The sequence below is a fragment of the Ulvibacter sp. 2210JD10-4 genome, assembly GCF_058148525.1.
In genome coordinates this window covers 315,078-335,542 of record NZ_JBYVJZ010000005.1, presented here as the reverse complement: position 1 = coordinate 335,542, position 20,465 = coordinate 315,078, and the positions used below count along the sequence as shown (strand labels likewise).

The window sequence follows — 20,465 nt, the reverse complement described above, 5'->3', positions numbered from 1 at the left end:
AAGGTTTATTTTTTAAAGTTCCATAAAATTAAACAACTTTATTTACATAGTTGCTTCTTGCGGTAGATTTACAATCTTTAAGACCTTATTTTTTCTTAGGTAACTCTGAATTATATGTTGCGAATCCCGATTGTTTTCCATTGGGCTGATAATGGATTTTAAAATTTCTGGATTATTGATCTGGTAGTTTAGATTGTAAAACCCAAACCCTCTATAGATCCCGTTTTCAATTAAAATTACGGAACGTTCATCAACCTCTCTTCCTTTGTCTATAATAAGCATATGGCTATTCTCGTAACTGTTTTTCTCTAAAAAAACCTGTACGCGGCCATTGTATTCTTCAACAGGTTCTTCTTCTATACAAGCGCCATAGCATTCTTTAATACTATAGGAGAAGCAACCGTGTTCTGTTTGGTATAAACCGGTTAGTTTCTGACACAATTGATTCTCTTCTGTAATTTTGTATAAGATAGATTTTGCCTGCTGATAATTGGTAAATGTCGTGATCGATTTTTTTCGAGTGTCTGCTTTTTCAATTTTTAAATTGATGTAACCCTTATCATCTAGAAAAGAAGATAGTTGGTAATTAAATAAGGTTCTACGTAAAGCACGGTTAAAAACAGGTTTGTTTCGTTTTATTTCTTCACTTTCTTTTAATTGGGCGATCAGGTCGTTTCCGGTTTCTTCATAACTAACTGCTGCAACTTCCAATTGAATTTTCTTCGACTTTCTATTATCATTGGTAAAATGTTGTGTTAACCGCTTCTTAATGTTTTTGCTTTTGCCAATGTAGATAATTGTCCCATCTGCCTTGTGCATATAATAAACACCTGTAGAAGAGGGGGCTGTTTCAAGAATATCTAATAATTTAGGCTCTAATTGCCGTTTAGGGTCTTTTCTAACGTGTTTAGTAATAATCTCTTTGGCGGTGTCCTTAGCCAATAACATTTTAAATAAAGCAACTGTAGCCTTTGCATCTCCTTGAGCACGGTGGCGGTCACTTAATGGAATTCCGAGAAAACGGACTAATTTACCCAGGCTATAGGAAGGAAGGTCCGGCATTAATTTTTTGGAAAGCTCTACGGTACAAAGCGTATTCATTTCGAAAGGATATCCTAACCTGTCAAACTCTGTTGTTAAAATCCGGTTATCAAATTGGGCATTATGTGCAACTAAGGTACAGCCATTTGTAATTTCGATAATACGTTTTGCAACTTCATAGAACTTAGGAGCATTTCGAAGCATTTCAGTAGTGATTCCGGTAAGATTTACAACGAACGGTTGAATTCTACGTTCCGGATTGATCAAACTACAGAATTGATCAACGATTTTATGCCCGTCGAAACGATAAATGGCAATTTCGGTAATTCCTTCTTCATTGTATTTTCCTCCTGTAGTTTCTATATCTAGAATTGCGTACATCTATAAACTGGGGTTCAATTTTTTTTGTCAAGTTACGAATAATTACGAGCACCAAAAATAGCACTACCTACCCGAACCATATTACTCCCGTGTTCTACAGCCAACAGATAGTCTCCACTCATTCCCATAGAAAGAATTGTAAAACTATATTTTTGTTGAAGAGAATCGTAGTAAGTCTTTAGTTTCTGAAACTCGGAAACTACCTGATCTTCATTATCTGTAAAGCTTGACATTCCCATAAGTCCAACTATTCTTATATGCTGAAAACTCTTTATTTCTTCTGAAGTCAATAAGGCTAAAGCATCTGTTTCGGTCATTCCAAACTTAGTATCTTCCCGGGCGATTTTTATTTGAAGCAGGCAGTCGATCACCCGATCGTTTTTTTCAGCCTGTCTATTAATTTCCCTCAACAATCTTAAACTATCCACTGCATGTATTAGGCTCACGAATGGCGCTATATATTTCACTTTATTGCGTTGTACATGTCCTATCATATGCCACTTTACATCTTTAGGCATCTCTTTCCACTTGGCTTCCATCTCCTGAATTTTATTTTCGCCAAATACATGCTGCCCTGCTTCATAGGCTTGCATCAGATCACTTACAGGCTTTGTCTTGGAAACAGCGATAAGGGTTACATCTTCCGGAAGTGTGCTTTTTATTTTTTTTATATTTTCTGAAATAGACATCTTAAAACTCATAAATAGTAACTCCGCTACGGAGTTTTGGTTCAATATAGGTGCTTTTAGGGGGCATTATTAAGCCTTCATCTGCAATTTGTTTCATCTCATCGGTAGTTACCGGTAACAACCCAAAACCTACAGTGAAGTCAGAATTATCCACCAACATTTTTACATAGGCCAAGTCATTTTTACCATGTGTATACGAAATACGTTGGTCATTGCGTACATCTTCAATACCTAAAATAGGATTCAAAATAGTTGCAAAGAGAATCTGTGTGTCCAAAGCATCTAAAGCATTGGCAATAGTATAGTTATTCTTCCGAAGGTATAGCGAATAGAATTCACCATCCAGATACATGCTAAAATGATGTTTCTTGGAAGGTTTATAATACTCTAGTCCTCTATTTTCAATACGGAACATGCTATCCAATTGTATAAGAAAAGACTCTTTACTCAATCCATTGAGGTCTTTTACCAAACGATTGAATTCGTAAATCTTTAAGTCACTTTCCGGAATAAGGTAACTCATAAAAAAATTATAGGCTTCTTCTCCGGTATGATTCTTATTTTCAGACCCCAGATCTTTTGCCAGTAAATAGGAAGAGGCAGAACGATGGTGGCCATCAGCAATGTACAAAGATTCCATAATCGCGAACTGTTCTGTAATTTCCCGGATGATTTCCTTATTATCAACGTTCCACAGATAATGGGTATCCCTGTAGGTGGTAGTAAATTCATATTCGGCCCTGTTCTGCATAACCATTTCTATAATAGAGGCCAGTACATCATTATCCGGGTAGGTGAGAAGTACAGGCTCGGCATTAAATCCAACGGTTTTTAAATATTTTTCAAAAAGGAGTTCCTTATATTCCAGTGTATCTTCATGTTTTTTGATCACATTGTCTTCATAATCCTGTGCACTGGCAGCTGCAATAATCCCATTGAATTCCAGCCCATCTCTGTTTACGATCTTATAGATATAAAAAGAAGGGTTCTTATCTTGTATAAAGTTTACATCTTCTTTGAATTCCTGATACCGGTTCCTAACCAGATTATAACGCTCTTTACCCAAAGTCTCTTTGTGGTAACGATACCCCGGGTTAACAATATGCAAAAATGAAAAAGGATTGTCTCGTAATCGCGCTTCCCTTTCGGCAGGAGTATAACTTTCATACGATCTTGATGCGATCAGGCTTACCTTATCTCGTGTTGGACGTACAGCTCTAAAAGGAATTATTTTTGCCATTTTTCTATCAGGTGTTAGGTATTGAGTGATTAGTAACCAGTGATCAGTAACCAGTGATCAATGATTAGGGGAATTCTTTGCTCCAAATTTTTCAGGATTCAATATCATATAATTTATAAGTTTACCTACCTCTTCGCTAATAGAGAATAGTTCTGAGTACATACTTTCTGATATGTAATTACATTTGTAAGAGAACTCAAGCCAAGTCTGCTTTTCAGAATTTTCAGCATCACTATCTGTCAATTTACTCTTAAAATGTTTTGGATAAGTCCTTTTTCTATAAGCTTCAGAGATATTGGCAGAGATACTTCTTGATGATCTTCTTATTTGGTCTGTTAATGAATAAGTTTCTTCTTTTGGAAATGACTTTGAGATTTCAAATATCTTCATAGCTAAGTCGACAGATTTTTGGTACGCAAGTAATTCTTGAAATTTCATTATTCTTTTTAAATCCTAGTTACTGAACACTAAGCACTGAACATTGAATTCTGAGTAGTGCTAACTAATTCCAACTTACTTTGAGAATTGCGAAGAAATTTTCTCTGCTCTACGACTTTCGCTATAATCATAAAACCCTTCACCACTTTTCACTCCTAATTTTCCAGCCATTACCATATTTACCAATAAGGGGCAGGGGGCGTATTTAGGATTTTTAAAACCGTCGTACATCACTTTTAAGATAGACAGGCAGACATCCAGTCCAATAAAATCTGCTAATTGTAAGGGCCCCATGGGATGTGCCATCCCCAGTTTCATTACAGTATCAATTTCTTCCACACCTGCAACTCCATTGTACAGTGTTTCAATAGCTTCGTTGATCATGGGCATTAGTATACGATTGGCCACAAAACCCGGATAATCGTTTACTTCTACAGGAACTTTTAGCAATTTTTCCGAGATTTCTTTTACCGTTGTGTAAGTTTCATTACTGGTACTATACCCTTTAATGATCTCAACCAGTTTCATGATAGGTGCCGGATTCATAAAGTGCATACCTATGACCATGTCTGGACGGGAAGTAACCGCTGCAATCTCCGTAATTGAAATAGAGGATGTATTACTTGCCAAAATAGTGTCTTCCGGACAAAACTTATCGAGGTCTCTGAAAATATTCAACTTTAGATCAATATTTTCGGTAGCGGCTTCTACTACCAGACTTGCATATTCGACGCCTTCTTCCAGGTTTGTATAAGTAGTAATATTATTTAGTGTACGTTGCTTGTCTTCTTCAGAGATCTTTTCTTTAGCTACCATTCTGTCCAGATTCTTGGTAATGGTCGCCATCCCTTTGTCCAAAGATGCTTGCGAAATATCAATTAATTGTACTTTATAATCAAATTGAGCAAAAGTATGTGCAATTCCGTTGCCCATAGTTCCAGCTCCTATTACTGCTACGTTTTTCATATTTTTTTAAAATTTTCAATGATTTGCATGGCTACGCGCAATGCTTCAGTTCCTTGTTGTAAGGAAACAATAGGGGTTGTATTATTGTTGATGGCATCTGCAAAGGTTTCCAATTCGTCCAGAATTGCATTGTTCTCATCAATTTCCGGATTGTCAAAATAGATCTGTTTTTTAATACCTTCGGCATTCGTTAAGATCATTGCAAAATCGTCCGGTTGTTCAGGAGCATCCTTCATTTTTACTACTTCACATTTCTTTTCCAGAAAATCAACCGAGATGTATGCATCTCTTTGGAAGAAACGTGCTTTTCGCATTCTCTTCAATGAAATACGACTCGCTGTGAGGTTGGCTACACATCCGTTCTCAAACTCAATACGTGCATTGGCGATATCCGGAGTTTCACTAATCACTGAAACGCCACTGGCATTAATATGTTTTACTTTACTGTCCACTGCACTTAAAATAGCATCGATATCGTGGATCATAAGGTCCAGCACTACCGAAACATCGGTCCCACGCGGATTGAATTCCGCCAACCGATGCGCTTCAATAAACATAGGATTCTCTATTTTATGACTCACTGCCATAAATGCGGGGTTGAACCGTTCTACATGTCCAACCTGTCCCTGTACACCATGTTTTTCGGCTAACTGAAGCAAGGTATTGGCTTCAGCAACAGTTTGTGTAATAGGTTTTTCAATAAAGAGGTGTTTCCCGGCTTCCACCACTTTTTTTGCACAATCAAAGTGATAAATGGTAGGGGTGACTACATCAATTACCTCACAAGCATCAATAAGTGCTTCCATGGTCGGGAAGCTTTTGTAACCGAATTCAGATTCAATTTTTGAAGAAGCTTCCGTATCTGCATCAAAAAATCCTACCAATTCATATTTGGAGGATTGATGGAGCAATTTTAAATGAATTTTTCCGAGGTGGCCAGCACCCAGAACTCCTGCTTTTAGCATGGGTATTAGTTTTCCACAAATGTACGTGTTTCATTAGAATTTACGAAGCAGGATCTCCAATTTACATTTTTCTTTTTTTTGAAATTTGACGCTTGTAATTTGATGCTTTCTTTTCATCTTTGTAAGAATGAAAGATACGTTTACCCATAAAGGAATGCGAAAACGATTGGTGGAAACCCTTATAAAAAAGGGAATTGCTGATGAAGGAGTGTTGCAGGCCATCAATAATATTCCAAGGCATTTGTTCATGGATTCAGGTTTTGTAGACCATGCTTATGTGGATAAAGCCTTTCCTATTGCAGCAGACCAAACCATTTCACAACCTTATACGGTTGCCCGCCAAACAGAACTTCTTGAAGCAAAAAAGGGAGATACAATTCTTGAAATAGGCACTGGAAGTGGCTACCAAACCGCTGTACTTATAGAGATGGGAGCCAATGTATATTCCATAGAACGTCAAAATGAATTGTTCAAAAAGACAAAATTGTTTCTCCCCAAGTTAGGCTACCGACCTAAAAAACTCATTTTTGGAGATGGTTATAAGGGGTATGAAGAGGCTGCACCTTATGATGGTATTATTGTTACAGCCGGAGCACCTTTTGTGCCGAAGCCTTTATTGTCACAGTTAAAAATAGGAGGGAGGCTTGTTATTCCTGTTGGGAAAGCTGTACAAATTATGACGGTCTTTACACGTACTTCTGAAACTGAGTTTGAAAAAAAGGAATACGGTGAATATCGCTTTGTGCCACTGCTGGGGGATAAGGAGTAGTATTACCACCCACCTGCATAGTCTAATGGTTCGGCAGTAGTCCTTTCTAGGTATTGATATTTGGTTTTTAGTATTTGTCGAAAGTGCAAATAGTCATGTGCTACCCAGTTCGTTAAAAATAAATTTGCCGTCATGGGGCCTAACTTAGGATGTATATAACTGTTATCCCATTGCGGTGAACTTAGAGATTCCAGCCAAACAACGGATTGCTCCCTTTCCTGCAGAAATTTATTGAGCATTTCATTATAATTTTGCCCTATATAATTTCTTTCCGTGACCCAGGCAGGAGGATCAATGGGAGGCAACGGAACTAAAGGATCTTCCAATACACTTTTTACACGTGTTCTGAAATCTTCCCGTTCTTCATCATATAAATGGCATAGGATCTCGAGCAAGCACCATTTATCAGGCTGTGGTTTCCAGCGCGATTCTTCTTCGGAAATACTGGATAAAAATGCCTTGAATACACCTTTATTCTTACTAAGTTGCTCTATGTAATATGTTTGATTCATTTCGTATGTACTTTACTTGTATGAAGATACCAATAGAATTTATTATTTACAAAGCGGCCAATTCTTTTTGCAGATTTTCTTTGGCTTGCTTCTCGAATTTCTGAAAAAAATGATCTCTTTTAAAGATTCGTTCCATCTGTAAAAAATGATACAGTACTTTTTTTCTGCCGGGTTTATAAATAACATCCGGATAAACTGCATATTCTTTTCGTACGTTTTTGGAATATTCCAGATAGGTGTTCCAATCCTGGCCTAAAATGGAAAGATCTGCATCCGTGAAGTAATTGGTGTCATTATCGGAGTTTTGCTTGTGATACTTTGTAGCGATGATCTGTGCTTTGCAGCGTATTATCATTTCTTTTGGCACACCTATACTTTTCATTCTTTTATCGGCAAGGGCTGCACTTTTTTCTTCGTTGTCTTGCTTTAAAGGGTTGTAAATAATATCGTGATAGAAAAGGCTAAACAATATGGTATTCCAATGGTTGATGTCGTCTTTTACACCTACCAATTCCTTTAATACGTTTTCAAGATGTGTTAAGGTGTGGTAGTACCTCTTTTTATGGGTGTAGTGTGTTGTTATTTCATGCCACAGGTTTTCTACATGTGTTGTATCTTTAGTATACTGGAGAATAAGCGTTATGTAAGTTTCTTTAAGCAAAGTGTATAATTCTTTAGATAAAGATAAGGTTTTGTTAGAGAGATAAGTAAGAAGTAAGAAGTAAGAAGAAAGAAGAAAGGAGTAAGCTTGGAGTTTAGCTACTGTAATTTATTTAATTAAAAGCAAAAGCGATCTGAATTTTCATTCAAACCGCCTTTGCTTCTAAAATGTATACTACGATTATTGATTTATACCTTCTACCTTCATAATGGGCCTTACTTCAACTCTCCAGATACCTTCTTCAAATCTGGGATCCCCTTTAGTGATCTCAATAGCTTCGTCCAGGTCTTTGGCTAAAAGGTGGTAATAGCCGGAGATAATTTCTTTTGTTTCGTTATAAGGACCGTCAACGATCTTTCCGTTTTGGTATGAAAGGATTCTTCCTTTCATTTCTAATGGCTGTGCTGACTTCATCCTTCCTTCATCGGTGAGTCGTTTAATAAAACTACCCACTTTTGCAATATGTTGCTGCAATTGTTCAGGAGATAAATTGGCTTTTGGTTCTTCTTCACTTCTAATGAAAAGCATGAATTCATTCATAATGATGTTTTTTAAATTAATATATATCCTTATTACAATTGAGTTTAGACAATAGGGACAATTTCAATTAATTTTTTTTGAAATAATTTTCGGTCTCTTTCATTTTCCGATAGTTGAATGGCGCTTTCCAGATGTTCTATCGCCTTTGGCATTTCATTTTCTTCTCTGAACAACTCTGCCATGGTAGCATGAAAAAGATAGTGGTTTCCTATGTCTGAACCCACTTCGACCCTTTGTAATTCTTCAATGGCCTTTTTATTTCCTTTTACCTTTGCTAATGCAACACTTCTGTTCAAGCGGATGGTAGGAGAATCTTCAAGGGCAATAAGGTCGTCATAAAGGGAGAGAATTTCTTTCCAATTGGTGTCTTCAAATCTTTTAGCGATACAATGATTTGCAGAAATAGTTGCCAGGATGAGATAGATAGAAACGCAGTTGCCTTTCATTGCCAGATCCAGAAATTGGATTCCACGCTGAATAAGGCTCTGATCCCACTGGCTACGATCCTGCTTACTCATTTCTATGATAGCATTATCATCATTCATTCTTGCCTTAAATCGGGAAGCATTCAAATACATCAATGCCAAAAGGGCATAACAATCTGTTTTTTCTGAGAACGCTTTGCTGGCGATAAGTATTTCGGTAAGCCGTATCGCTTCCAGGCAGAGGTCGAAACGAATAAGCTCATTTTTTTGAGTAGGGCTATAACCTTCATTGAAAAGTAGGTAAATGGTCTTCAGAACTATCGCGAGATTCGAATCAATCTCTTTAGGGATTTCGAACGATATGTTGTTTTGTTGTAATTTTTTTCGTCCTCTTACCAATCGCTTGTTAATAGTCTCATTGGTTGAGAAGAAGGCATTGGCAATTTCGGTGATACTAAAACCACATAATATCTTTAAGATCAATGCGATCTGGGAATTCTCTGAAATAGAAGGGTGGCAACATACGAACATCATCTTTAATTGCTCATCCAGGATTATTTCATTGGAGATCTGTAGTTTTTCCAATGCTATGGTGCTGGTCTCTACTTTATATTGAGTTTCGTATTTTTTTTGGTGCTTTTTGCGCTTCAAAATATTCAGCGTGATATTCTTTGCGGTTGTATACAACCATGCCTCAGGGTTTTCAGGGATACCATTTTGTTGCCAGTGGTCAACAGCTTTCATGAGCGTTTCCTGTACAATGTCTTCGGCTGTTTCTACATTATTGACACCAATATACCGAGTAATAACAGATACGATCTTTCCATATTCATTTCTGAAAAAATGCTCTGTTAGTGGTTTTACATTCATTTGCAGGAGTTACCTAACATAAAAATACAAAAAAAAAGCGCAAGCCATAGCAGCTTGCGCTTTCTTCAATATGTGTTATTTTGCCAGAGAACTTACATAATTTTCCAATCCTTCAAAGACTGAACCCCAGCCATTATAAAAGCCCATTTTCTCTTGTTGTCTGCAATATTCTTCTGTTGAGTGAACACAGTTAAAAGTGAAATTGGTCTTGTCTCCGCTTTCTTCAAAAATAGCTTGTATCTCCACACCTTCGGTCATGGGTTTGAAGTTAGCAGATGAGTATATTTTTTCAAGTGCTACAATTACCGAATACACCCCGTCTGAGATAAATTCACTGCCATTTGGCATTTCCATTGTATATTTCCATTCTCCTCCAACTCTAAAATCATGTTTAACTACATTGACTTTCATTCCTTTTGGCCCCCACCATAAGGCAATATGCTCAGATTGGGTCCAGGCTTCCCAAACCAATTCTACAGGGGCATTAAAGGTCCTTTTTAAGGTAAGCGTCCTATTGGCAATCTCATTTTGTTCTTTCATCTTCATTGTTTTTAGATTGTAATTTGTTTAAATACTTTTCGAATGAGTCCAGTTTTTCCTCCCATAAGCCTCGATATTGATCTATCCATAAGAAAGCTGGAATTAGGTTTCTGGGTTGGATCTGGCAAAGTCGTTCCCTGCCTTGTTTGTTAATGGTTATAATACCACACTCTTTTAAGATCTTTAAATGTTTTGAGACTGCGGGCCGACTTACATCAAATTTTTCGGCTACGGTATTTACCGTAAGAGCTTTGTTTGCGAGAAGCTCTATGATATCTCTTCGAACGGGATCTGCTATTGCCTGAAAAACATCTCTTCTCATATCATTACGTAACTGATTGGTTACAAATATATATGTAATCATTCGGTTACACAAATTTTTTAATGAAATTTTAGAAATTGGATTGTTTATTTTATTGAATTTGGGTTGAACAACGGTAATTGTAAGTTTTCAAGAAAGAACAGTTGTGATGTATATTATTTTTAATCTACAAATAAGTGTTGCTTAGTTTTCCAAACATTGTCAAGAAAATTATTATTTCCATTGAATATCTACTATTGTCCATGCTTCAGCATCATAAATTCTCCAATAGACAACACTGTTTATCAGGTCCTTAACTATTTGAACTTGAGTGTAAATAGGGCTTCCGTTTGCGCTATTTCCAACATCAATACCCTTAATTAAACTAGCTGAATCCAATATTCTTTTACTTAGATAAATTGCATCCGTATTTCCATTGGTATAATTAAGTGAAAAATTTAGCATAGTATTTACTTTAGTAAATCTTGAAGTGGACATCCAATCTCCTGGAATACCGAGCATTCCCTGTCCATGGAATTGATCTCCTGAATCTGGGAGCAGAGCGTTAGGACTCCAATTTCTTATATTGGCATAGTTATTTTGGTTTTCCAAATGATAGTTTAAATTGGGGTTATTTGTTAAGACCTTGGTTTCGTTAAAGTATGTAATCCCTTTTTGATTTTCATATTCAACAACAACACTGTTTCCATCTTTGTCAAATACAATATAGTGATAGTGCCAAGTACTATTAATATTAATTGTGGTTAATAAAGTAGCAGCTTCTTCAATACTTCCAGCCTGAGAAAGAACCCAGTTAACAATATCGTCTGATGAAATAGTAACGCCCGGGTAGTTTTGAGGATAACTTGCATTTGCCAGATTCCCGCTTATTGAAAGTCCTGCAGAGTTTATACCCTCAAAAGAAATGTTGTAAGGATCACCAACTGAGTCAATAGTGAAAATATCGAATATAGACCTCCAACTGACTCCATTATTTAAAACTGAATTAAATACGGTTCCTGCCACAATCTGATTTGTAACATAATTTAAATTTTGATCATAATCCAGTGACCTGCCGGTAATGGCAAATGTTCCTGACTGAAATGCTAAAAATGAAGTACACATGATTGTAATTTTTTAATTATTATATTGTATTAATTCGTTTACATCAATACAAAAAGCATTAACCCCTTTATAAATAGGGTATAATTGTCAAGGTTAAAAAAATTAAAGAGGTCACTTAAATTGAGGTTTGGGTAACCTAGGGAGAGAAACTCAAAGATAAGAAAATTTTGTTAGGGGTTTGAAAAATGAATTTGGAAGCAGGGAGATAGATTGTCATTCAGAGCGTAGCGAAGAATCTTTAGAGGTTCCTTACGTTGTTCGGAATGACATATAGTTGGAATATAGAAGCAGGAGGTATGAAGGTGGAAGTGGGGAGCCCGAAGTTTGAAATTAGTATTTTACACCAAACACCAAACACCAAACACCAAACACCAAACACCAAACACCAAACACCAAACACCAAACACCAAACACCAAACACCCAACGCCTAGCTTTGGCCTTCGCACCCCAACATTACTGAAACAATCCAAGTATCTTTAAGCCAAAAATAAAAGCCCCGTCACTGCCTCCATTAAAATAGGAGCGTACATAGTCCAGACGTAATAAGCGATACTTTCCAAAGCCCAGATTGTCAATACCAACAGAGAGCTCAGTGTAAGGTTTGCTGTTTTCAATACTAAGCAGATGCGCCCCGGCGACCAGATTAAAATTAAGCTGATTGATCCCGGGAATCTTCCCTAAGATCCAGCCTCTGAAATCATGCTCCAAATGTCCTTCAAAATAACCTTTATTAGTACTTAAGCTGTAATAGGGCAAGAGATTAAAAACATTAGTGTAAGTAGAGGAAGTTCCTACCCAGGTTTGGTTACCATTAAAATGTTGGTAGTCTACAAAAGAAATATCATCCCCGTTAAAAAAGGCCCCTCCTTTTAAACGATATGCAAACTCTCCTTTATTTCCAAGACTCAGATTCTGAAAGATACTGGCACGCAACTGACTGAAATTATAGTCATCATTAGAAGCTCCCAGGCCGTTTTCAAAAGTAATGGATAGCTCAGGGAATTTTTCATTCCTAAGATTGTATTTACCATCCGGATATGTCATATATTTTTGTCCAAAAGTAATATTGGCAGTAATACTACTTTTAATGATATCGTGTTGATCAATAGCAGCAGTGGTAACATTAACAGGGTCTAATGGGTTGTTGGACGTATAGGTCGCATTATCTGCAGGTAAAGTGACATAATCCGTGGTATTAAAGAGTGGTTTTCGTTGTTCGTAGCCAATACTTGTTCTTATTCTGAGTCCATTAAATAATTCCTGACTGTAGCCGAAGCTCCCATAATTTAGTTCATACACCTTCATATAATTGCGTTCAAAAAAGAGTGAAGCAACCGAGTTTATAAAGGGAAGAATAGGTTCTGAAGAATTAAATTGTACAACTTCACTTCCGCCGGAAAGTGATAACTGCAATCTGTTGACCCTGTTAAATCTTTTTGCAATGCCTCCGGTAATACGAATCCTTTTATCCGAAACTCCATAAGTAGCACGTGTATAGACAGAAAGCCATTTGGTGCTGTTTTCATCATAACTTTTAAAATAATTAAGGCCCACACCGCCATTCCAACCTTGTATGGTATTGAAATTAACCTTTGGAAAAGGCCCTTCGTAGTTGAGGTCCCAGTTCTTATAGCTGTTTTCATACGTATAGCCTGTAACGGGGCTGTGCCACTTGAACTTATTATTCTCCCGGTCGATAGAATCCAGATATTTTTGTGATTTCCGCAGTGTTTGAATACTGTCTTTCCGGATATAATCATTCAGTTCTTCATTGGTAAGCGGAACAGGGCGTGTACCTTTCCAGAACAGACTGTCCTTTTTATTGGCCTCAGGTTCAAAAAGCAATACTTCATTTGTAAAGGACCTTTTTTCAAACTGCGGATTGAAATCATAATTACTATATACGGCGATAAATCTTCCGTCACCGTTAAAACCAAAAAAACCAAAACCAAAGTCAATGGTTTGCGAGATCTTCACCCAGAAATTGTATTTAGAGTCAAACTTAAAATTCTGTTTAAAGATCAATTCAGAAATAAAAGGCACCTGTATCGCCTGCCCGGTAGTAGTAAGCTCCACACCATACAATTGCCAGTCGTCTTCCACAATATAAATAATGCCCTGCCATACTCTATCTTTAGGACGACGAGGAGTCACTATGATTTTATTGATGAGTTTATTACTTTCATAAAATACCCCGTCCAGCTTATACTTGTAATAGCTGAAAGCATTGTTGGCAATAGGAGAAACAATGGCTGCATTGATATCGATCGTATTTTCATAAAATGAAAAATTAGCATCTTGCGCACTATTAAAACTGAAACCATTATCATTTCCGCTAACCTTGCTGGCAATGATCCTTTCTTTAAAATCATCCGGTTTCTGGTAGGCTATTTCACTAATGGTCTCAGAAAGATAGATCACTCCTGTCCTTGTTGAATCTAAAGTTCCGTCGAGGTCACCCACTTCTTGTCCGAGAATCCTTTCGGGAATACTATCTACACGCCAGATTCCACGTGAATAAAAATCGGCTTTAAATGCTGAAATTCTGTCAAGATTCAATTTTCGCTGTGCGATGGTTTCACGAATGATACGATAAGCAGGATCCTCTTTGGAAGAAATCACCACTTCTTTTAGACTAGTAGATTCTTCTTCCATCGTTATATGGAGAATATGCGGAAAGGAGGCAATTGAAATTTCTTTGGTAATGGTCTTAAACCCTAAAAACTGAAAAATGATCTTGTACTCGGAAGCTTTTTCTACACTTAGTACATAATTGCCATCGTTATTGGTAGTGGTTCCGGCATAGCTGTTTTCCAGATAGATATTTACAAAGGGGAGAGGTTCTCCTTTGGTATCGGTAACCTTACCTACGATCTGGGCTTGTGTAAAAAATGCTAAAAGAAAAAAAGCTAAAAATAGAAGTCTCTTCATGCGTGTTAATATCTATTCAAAAAGACGAAGATATATTTAAAAAGGTTGTCTGTTTAATAAAAATTTAGGAAAAAGTCTTAGAAGCTGGGAGTGTGAAGCGGGAATTGCCATTCAGAGCGCAGCGAAGAATTTATTGAGATTCCTCCGGTTGTTTCTCTCCTTCGAAATCACATAGAAGTGTCATTCAAATACAATGAAGAATCTGGGATATTCCTTATACAACTTACATTGTACTTTGTTTTAATAACTTTTCTATTGATAATTTACTCAAATTTCTGGCAATGAAAAGGTTGAGCTTAATACGTTTGTATTGTTAATATTATTATTTAAAATTATTCTTAATAATACTTGCGTATTAAAAAATCCTAATATACTTTCGCACTATTCTTATTCATTCTAAATAAAAATAACAAATGAAAAAATTTATATTTACAACACTAATCGCAGTATTTTTTGTAGCACTAACGGGGTGTTCCAGTGATGATGACAGCGGAACTCCTAACCCAAATTTAGTTACAAAGCAAGAAGTAATAGCAAATTATGCTGCTATTGTACTCAAAAATTATCAGGATGCCTACAATGATGCTGTAGCTCTTCAAACAAGTCTTAACACATTTATAGCCGATCCTACGGAAGCAAATCATAATGCAGCAAAACAAGCCTGGAAAACAGCAAGAGAATCCTACGGTCCTACTGAAGCATTTCGTTTTGCCTCGGGGCCTATAGATGATGAAGATGGACCGGAAGGTTTGTTAAATGCATGGCCTTTAGATGAAAATTATATTGACTATGTAGAAGGGGTGCCAGATACAGGCATTATTAATGACCTTACTAACTACCCTAGTTTAACCAAAGAATTACTGGAGTCATTGAATGAACTTGGAGGTGAGGCTAATATTAGTATTGGATATCATGCTATTGAATTTTTGCTTTGGGGACAGGACAATACCTCACCAAGTGATAATCAGGCAGGTTTAAGACCTTATACAGATTTTGTTGACGGAGGTACTGCCGAAAATCAGGATAGAAGAAGACAGTATGTTTCTATTTGTGCAGAACTGTTATTGGACCACTTACAACTCATGTTGGATGAATGGGCTACAGGAGGTTCCTACTATACTACCTTTTTAGCTTTAGATGAAGATACAGCTATAAAGAATATGCTTACCGGAATTGCAACCTTGTCTAAATCTGAATTGGCAGGAGAGCGCATGTTTGTTGCTTTAAGTAATCAGGATCAGGAAGATGAACACTCTTGTTTCAGTGATAATACCCATAGAGATATTCGTTTGAACTTTGATGGGATACGTAATGTTTACAATGGTACGTATGGGACGATATCCGGGGCATCTATAAGAGACCTTGTAAATCAGGCTGATGAGACAAGAGGAGCAGAAGTTACCGGTCAATTAAATACAGCAAGCACCGATGTAGACAATACCGGAACTCCATTTGATCTTGCTATCATTGAAGGGAGTACAAGTGTAGAAGGTGCTAAAGTATTACAGGCGGTTAATGCACTACAGGATCTGGGAGACCAGTTTGTACTGGCTGGTGCAGCATTGGGAATAACCGTAGTGCCTGAGTAAGAAAAAATGATTATTTGAATTGCCAACCATTGCAAAATGGCGTTGACTTATGGTCTTCGCCAGTTTGCTTTTTATTAGAATCATGCAAAAAATTAAAAAGTTTCTGTTGTTACCGGCTTTTATTATTGTACTCTTTACAGGGTGTACAAATGATGATAACTCCGGATATATTGGATTATTACCGGAAGACGGGGAAGAATTTTCAGGTGGGCAAACCACGATTTTTGATATATCTCCAAATGCATTTGGTTTTCAAGCTCCAAATTTAAATGATGAAGAAAGCCTGGATTTTTTTGTTGGGAACTCTCTGTTCAATCAGAATTGGGTAACGGCTCCCGCTTCCACTACAGCTAGAGATGGCTTAGGCCCTTTATTTAATTCGAGGGCTTGTTCCGGTTGCCATTTTAAAGATGGAAGAGGAAGGCCTCCGGAATTCAATGGAGAAATAAGTCATGGACTATTATTGAGATTAAGCATTGGCAATGGTGATTTCGGAGTGCCCTTACCAGATCCTAACTATGGCGGGCAATTGCAAGATCAATCTATAGAAGGTATAGATACTGAAGCTGGCTTCGAAATCACCTATGTTGAAATACCGGGGAAATATCCGGACGGAACTTCCTATTCTTTAAGAAAACCTACTTATACAATTACAAACCTCACGCAAGGAGACTTGTTAGCGACAAATATTTCACCGCGTGTGGCCAACCATATGAGTGGAATGGGTTTACTGGAGGCTATAGATGAAACTGTATTGCTTTCACTTGCAGATGAAAATGATAGCAATAATGACGGAATCAGCGGAAGACCAAATTATGTTTGGGATGTTGCGTCAGGCAGCATTAAGATGGGTAGGTTTGGATGGAAAGCAAATCAACCCTCTGTCTTACAACAATCAGCAGGTGCTTTTTCAGGCGATTTGGGGATTACAAGTTCTTTATTTCCGGATGAAAACTGTCCGCCAACTGTAGATTGTTCAACTATTCCCAATGGAGGAACACCGGAAATTGGAGATGAAAATCTTAAAAAAATGGCACTTTATGCGAGTACTTTGGCAGTACCCGGAAGAAGAGATTGGGAAGATCAGGATGTTTTAGAAGGAAAATCAATCTTTGAGCAAATAAACTGTACTGGCTGCCATACCCCTAAGATCACTACAGGAACACATCCGTCAATAAACGCCCTTTCAAATCAAACTATACGGCCTTATACTGATCTCTTATTGCATGATATGGGTCCCGATTTAGCAGACGGGAGCCAGGACTTTCTGGCAACAGCTAACGAATGGCGAACTCCACCACTTTGGGGAATTGGACTTATTGAAACCGTAAACGGGCATACTTTTTTATTACACGACGGAAGAGCCCGAAACCTTGAAGAAGCTATTCTATGGCATGGGGGTGAGGCGGAAAGTTCGAAAAATGATTTTGTAAACCTATCTGCTGCAGACCGTGAAAAATTACTTCTCTTTCTTAATTCATTATAATGAAAAAAAATATTGTATTTAGTACTGTTCCCTTATTTGTAATACTATTCTTTCTTATAGTAACCAGTTGTGAGAATGATGGAATCTCTGAAGACCAGGCACAAATTGAATATAACCGCAGAGACCAGTTGAGGAATCTTTTCACTAATGGAATTCTTCCATTGCATGAAGAGTTTGTACTACAAACGGAAGCATTATTCCTGGCAACAAAAACATTTTCCAATGACACTTCTTTAGAGAACCTTTTAACACTTCGGGAAAAGTGGAAAATTACAGCGAACTGGTGGAAGCGTTGTGAAGTATATGACATAGGGGATGTTAATGATAGTTTTATACATACCCGAATCAATACCTGGCCAACAAACACCAATACTATTGAAAGTCTTATAGAAGGCTCGGATCCTATAAACCTCAACTTCATAAATTCTGTCGGGTCTTCTTCAAAGGGGATCGCAGCAATGGAGTACCTTCTTTTTAATGAAGATGCTACTACGACTCTTAGTGAATTGCAATCTAATTTACGAAGAATTGACTATCTGGCGGCACTTTCTGAAGATCTTAAAATTACTTCAGAAGAAATAAAAGATTTGTGGACTACTTATGGCCCTGTCTTCACTGAAGCAGTACAAAGTGATCTGGACGGAGGACAAAACCAGACTGTAAATGCAATGGTGACTTTATTGGAAGAGGTTATAATAAGTAAGTTAGGAAAGGCCCTGGGAGATACCAATGGAGGATTTACGAATATAGAAGAGTTTGAAGCCTTCCGAAGCGATATTTCTTTAGAAATGATACGAAATAATATCGAAGAATTACGAAGGGCATTTAATGGAAGCTATAAAGAAAATACACGTAGAATTGGCTTTGATGATTACCTGATTAATCTTGACAATACACAATTACGGGATACCATAAAAGCAGCTTTTAATGCTGTTGAAAACCACATAGCTGCTTTCGATCAAGGTTTGAACAGTACACTGCAAACCAATCCTGAAAAAGTCTTAAAACTCAAGAATGCCTGTAATGAACTTTTAGTATTGATCAAGGTAGATATGGCAAGCTTTATTGGTTCTACCATTACGTTCAATGATAATGACGGAGATTAGTGTTTTTTAAAAAGTATCTATATTCCTCTACTCATATTTTTCCTTTAGCGGTATATAGGGTTGCATTTGGCTTTTTGATGTGCTTCTCTCTGATACGTTTTATAGCTAATGGTTGGGTGGAGACCTGTTATCTGGAACCGAATTTTCATTTTACATATCAGTTTTTTGATTGGGTACAGCCTTTTAATAATGCTACAGTTATGTACGGTTTTGTTACTATTTGTGCCTTAGCAGCTCTTTGTATTGGATTAGGATTGTTTTACAGAATAGCCACAATCGTTTTCTTTTTTTCTTTTACTTATCTCGAACTTATTGAAAAATCCTGGTATTTAAACCACTATTATTTTGTTTCGATCATTGCCTTTTTGTTATGCCTTATACCTGCCCATAAAGGATATTCTCTGGATTCCAAATGGATAAGAGGATTAAGGTCTAATAGTGTTGGTGCATGGGCTACATTTATTTTAAAACTTCAAATTAGTATTGTATATTTTTTTGCAGGAATTGCCAAATTGAAACCAGACTGGTTGTTAGAAGCTATGCCGTTAAAAATATGGCTTAAAGCAAAAACAGATTTGCCTTTAATAGGTGAATTATTTCAATATGAAACAACTGCTTACGTATTTAGTTATTTTGGAGTATTCTATGACCTTTCAATTCCTTTTCTTTTATGGAATAAAAGAACCAGACCTTATGCATTCATTGCGGTTGTTATATTCCATTCGTTGACTGCAATGCTATTCAATATTGGACTATTTCCCTGGATAATGATTGCGGGATCCGTAATTTTTGTAACTGCTGAAGATTGGAAAAAACTATTAAAAAAAACTCCCGTAAACTTTTCTCTGACCGCAAAAGAACAGTATTTAAAACTTTCAAATCTTAAACTAATTGTTTTAGTAATATTTTTTACTGTACAAGTATTTTTACCACTTCGCCATTTTTTATATAACGAAAATATACTTTGGACAGAACGTAATTTTCGGTTTAGCTGGAATGTAATGCTTATAGAAAAGAATGGCTACTCCATTTTTTATGTTGAAGATAAAGAAACAGGAAAACGCTGGACCGAATATCCCAAGAACCACTTAACAGTGATTCAGGAAAAACAAATGAGCTTTCAACCCGATATGATCTGGCAGTACGCCCGGTTTTTGGAAAAAAAATACAATGAAAGTGGATATAAAGATGTTAGTATTACAGTAGATTCTTATGTTACTTTAAATGGTCGGCCTTCTCGTCAATATCTTTCCGGGAAATTGGACCTTTTGACAATAGGCAGGAATGACATTTATGATCATGTTTTAGAGGAACAGTAATATTATAAAGAATTAACTTTAGTTATTAAAAGCCTTTTTGATCCGGCTGAGGTCACGTTTGGTATCACGCTCTTTTATAGATTCGCGTTTATCGTATTGTTTTTTACCCCGCGCCAATGCTATTTGTAGTTTGGCCAGACCCTTTTCGTTGGTAAAAAGCAACAATGGAATGATTGTTAAACCTGAATTCTTTACTTCTTTCTCCAATTTTTTGAGTTCGCTACGGTTCAATAATAGTTTCCGTTCACTCTTAGGGTTGTGATTAAAATGCGTAGCGTGCGAGTATTCCTGTACGGTCATATTGATAACAAATAACTCATGTTGATCATTGAACTCACAGAAACTTTCGGCAATAGACGCTTTACCTTCCCGAATAGCTTTAATTTCGGTGCCGGCCAATACAATCCCGGCCGTATACGTATCAAGGATCTCGTATTCGAATCGGGCCTTTCGGTTTTTTATTTTTACGTCTTTCTGAATTACCATTACGGAGCAAAAATAGAAAGATTCATAGAATCTCTATCATAAAACTTCGTTTATCATGTAAGCATTTATGTATTTTACATACAA

20 protein-coding genes are annotated in these 20,465 nt (G+C 36.9%); 5 read left to right on the top strand and 15 right to left on the bottom strand.

Translation table 11 applies throughout. From position 1 onward, the window contains the following. Positions 1 to 42 precede the first annotated feature (42 nt). The 6 genes from ACY2RT_RS13345 to ACY2RT_RS13320 form a co-directional block, all read right to left on the bottom strand. Positions 43 to 1,422, bottom strand: coding sequence for an exonuclease domain-containing protein (locus ACY2RT_RS13345; RefSeq protein WP_490156418.1), 1,380 nt, complete (start codon positions 1,420 to 1,422; stop codon positions 43 to 45). Between the two features lie 32 nt (positions 1,423 to 1,454). After that, positions 1,455 to 2,111, bottom strand: a complete 657-nt coding sequence (locus ACY2RT_RS13340) for a YggS family pyridoxal phosphate-dependent enzyme (RefSeq protein ID WP_490156462.1) — start codon at positions 2,109 to 2,111, stop codon at positions 1,455 to 1,457. A gap of 1 nt (position 2,112) precedes the next feature. Next, positions 2,113 to 3,351 (bottom strand): DUF1015 domain-containing protein, encoded by a 1,239-nt coding sequence (locus ACY2RT_RS13335; RefSeq protein ID WP_490156417.1) that lies wholly within the window; start codon positions 3,349 to 3,351, stop codon positions 2,113 to 2,115. A gap of 57 nt (positions 3,352 to 3,408) precedes the next feature. Then, positions 3,409 to 3,789 carry a four helix bundle protein gene (locus ACY2RT_RS13330; protein ID WP_490156416.1) on the bottom strand — a complete coding sequence of 127 codons (381 nt, stop codon included), beginning with the start codon at positions 3,787 to 3,789 and terminating at the stop codon, positions 3,409 to 3,411. A gap of 75 nt (positions 3,790 to 3,864) precedes the next feature. Further along, positions 3,865 to 4,755, bottom strand: a complete 891-nt coding sequence (locus tag ACY2RT_RS13325) for a 3-hydroxybutyryl-CoA dehydrogenase (RefSeq protein WP_490156415.1) — start codon at positions 4,753 to 4,755, stop codon at positions 3,865 to 3,867. After that, entirely contained in the window at positions 4,752 to 5,720 is a 969-nt protein-coding gene (locus ACY2RT_RS13320) for a Gfo/Idh/MocA family protein (RefSeq protein WP_490156414.1), read from the bottom strand. The genes ACY2RT_RS13325 and ACY2RT_RS13320 overlap by 4 nt, the downstream gene beginning before the upstream one ends. A gap of 127 nt (positions 5,721 to 5,847) precedes the next feature. On the opposite strand from ACY2RT_RS13320, the gene ACY2RT_RS13315 reads away from it, so the two are divergent. After that, positions 5,848 to 6,489: a protein-L-isoaspartate(D-aspartate) O-methyltransferase gene (locus ACY2RT_RS13315; protein ID WP_490156413.1), complete on the top strand. Its 642-nt coding sequence runs from the start codon at positions 5,848 to 5,850 to the stop codon at positions 6,487 to 6,489. A 2-nt stretch (positions 6,490 to 6,491) separates the two neighbouring features. Here ACY2RT_RS13315 and ACY2RT_RS13310 read toward each other — a convergent pair whose 3' ends face one another. From ACY2RT_RS13310 to ACY2RT_RS13275, 8 genes are all read right to left on the bottom strand, one after another. Continuing rightward, positions 6,492 to 7,001: a DinB family protein gene (locus ACY2RT_RS13310; RefSeq protein WP_490156412.1), complete on the bottom strand. Its 510-nt coding sequence runs from the start codon at positions 6,999 to 7,001 to the stop codon at positions 6,492 to 6,494. 46 nt (positions 7,002 to 7,047) lie between these two features. After that, a complete protein-coding gene (locus ACY2RT_RS13305) occupies positions 7,048 to 7,662 on the bottom strand; it encodes an HD domain-containing protein (protein WP_490156411.1) in 615 nt (204 codons plus the stop codon). Positions 7,663 to 7,842: 180 nt separating this feature from the next. Continuing rightward, entirely contained in the window at positions 7,843 to 8,202 is a 360-nt protein-coding gene (locus ACY2RT_RS13300; protein WP_490156410.1) for a YciI family protein, read from the bottom strand. A gap of 44 nt (positions 8,203 to 8,246) precedes the next feature. Next, entirely contained in the window at positions 8,247 to 9,497 is a 1,251-nt protein-coding gene (locus tag ACY2RT_RS13295) for an RNA polymerase sigma factor (protein WP_490156409.1), read from the bottom strand. A gap of 75 nt (positions 9,498 to 9,572) precedes the next feature. Next, entirely contained in the window at positions 9,573 to 10,037 is a 465-nt protein-coding gene (locus ACY2RT_RS13290; RefSeq protein WP_490156408.1) for an SRPBCC domain-containing protein, read from the bottom strand. Further along, positions 10,021 to 10,401 carry an ArsR/SmtB family transcription factor gene (locus ACY2RT_RS13285; protein WP_490156407.1) on the bottom strand — a complete coding sequence of 127 codons (381 nt, stop codon included), beginning with the start codon at positions 10,399 to 10,401 and terminating at the stop codon, positions 10,021 to 10,023. Before ACY2RT_RS13285 ends, ACY2RT_RS13290 begins: the two co-directional genes overlap by 17 nt. A 171-nt stretch (positions 10,402 to 10,572) precedes the next feature. Further along, positions 10,573 to 11,463 carry a linear amide C-N hydrolase gene (locus ACY2RT_RS13280; RefSeq protein WP_490156406.1) on the bottom strand — a complete coding sequence of 297 codons (891 nt, stop codon included), beginning with the start codon at positions 11,461 to 11,463 and terminating at the stop codon, positions 10,573 to 10,575. Positions 11,464 to 11,917: 454 nt separating this feature from the next. Then, on the bottom strand, positions 11,918 to 14,395 hold the full coding sequence (locus ACY2RT_RS13275; RefSeq protein WP_490156405.1) for a DUF5686 and carboxypeptidase regulatory-like domain-containing protein: 2,478 nt from the start codon (positions 14,393 to 14,395) through the stop codon (positions 11,918 to 11,920). 413 nt (positions 14,396 to 14,808) lie between these two features. Between ACY2RT_RS13275 and ACY2RT_RS13270 the strand changes: the two genes are divergently transcribed. From ACY2RT_RS13270 to ACY2RT_RS13255, 4 genes are all read left to right on the top strand, one after another. Next, a complete protein-coding gene (locus ACY2RT_RS13270; protein WP_490156404.1) occupies positions 14,809 to 15,984 on the top strand; it encodes an imelysin family protein in 1,176 nt (391 codons plus the stop codon). Between the two features lie 82 nt (positions 15,985 to 16,066). Next, entirely contained in the window at positions 16,067 to 17,470 is a 1,404-nt protein-coding gene (locus tag ACY2RT_RS13265; RefSeq protein WP_490156403.1) for a di-heme oxidoreductase family protein, read from the top strand. Beyond that, positions 17,470 to 18,576: an imelysin family protein gene (locus ACY2RT_RS13260; RefSeq protein WP_490156402.1), complete on the top strand. Its 1,107-nt coding sequence runs from the start codon at positions 17,470 to 17,472 to the stop codon at positions 18,574 to 18,576. The genes ACY2RT_RS13265 and ACY2RT_RS13260 overlap by 1 nt, the downstream gene beginning before the upstream one ends. Then, the gene (locus tag ACY2RT_RS13255) at positions 18,576 to 19,895 is read left to right on the top strand and encodes an HTTM domain-containing protein (protein ID WP_490156401.1); all 1,320 of its coding nucleotides are present in this window, start codon (positions 18,576 to 18,578) and stop codon (positions 19,893 to 19,895) included. Before ACY2RT_RS13260 ends, ACY2RT_RS13255 begins: the two co-directional genes overlap by 1 nt. 18 nt (positions 19,896 to 19,913) lie before the next feature. On the opposite strand, the gene smpB is transcribed toward ACY2RT_RS13255, so the two are convergent. Continuing rightward, positions 19,914 to 20,381 carry an SsrA-binding protein SmpB gene (gene smpB, locus ACY2RT_RS13250; RefSeq protein ID WP_490156400.1) on the bottom strand — a complete coding sequence of 156 codons (468 nt, stop codon included), beginning with the start codon at positions 20,379 to 20,381 and terminating at the stop codon, positions 19,914 to 19,916. Between the last annotated feature and the right edge of the window lie 84 nt (positions 20,382 to 20,465).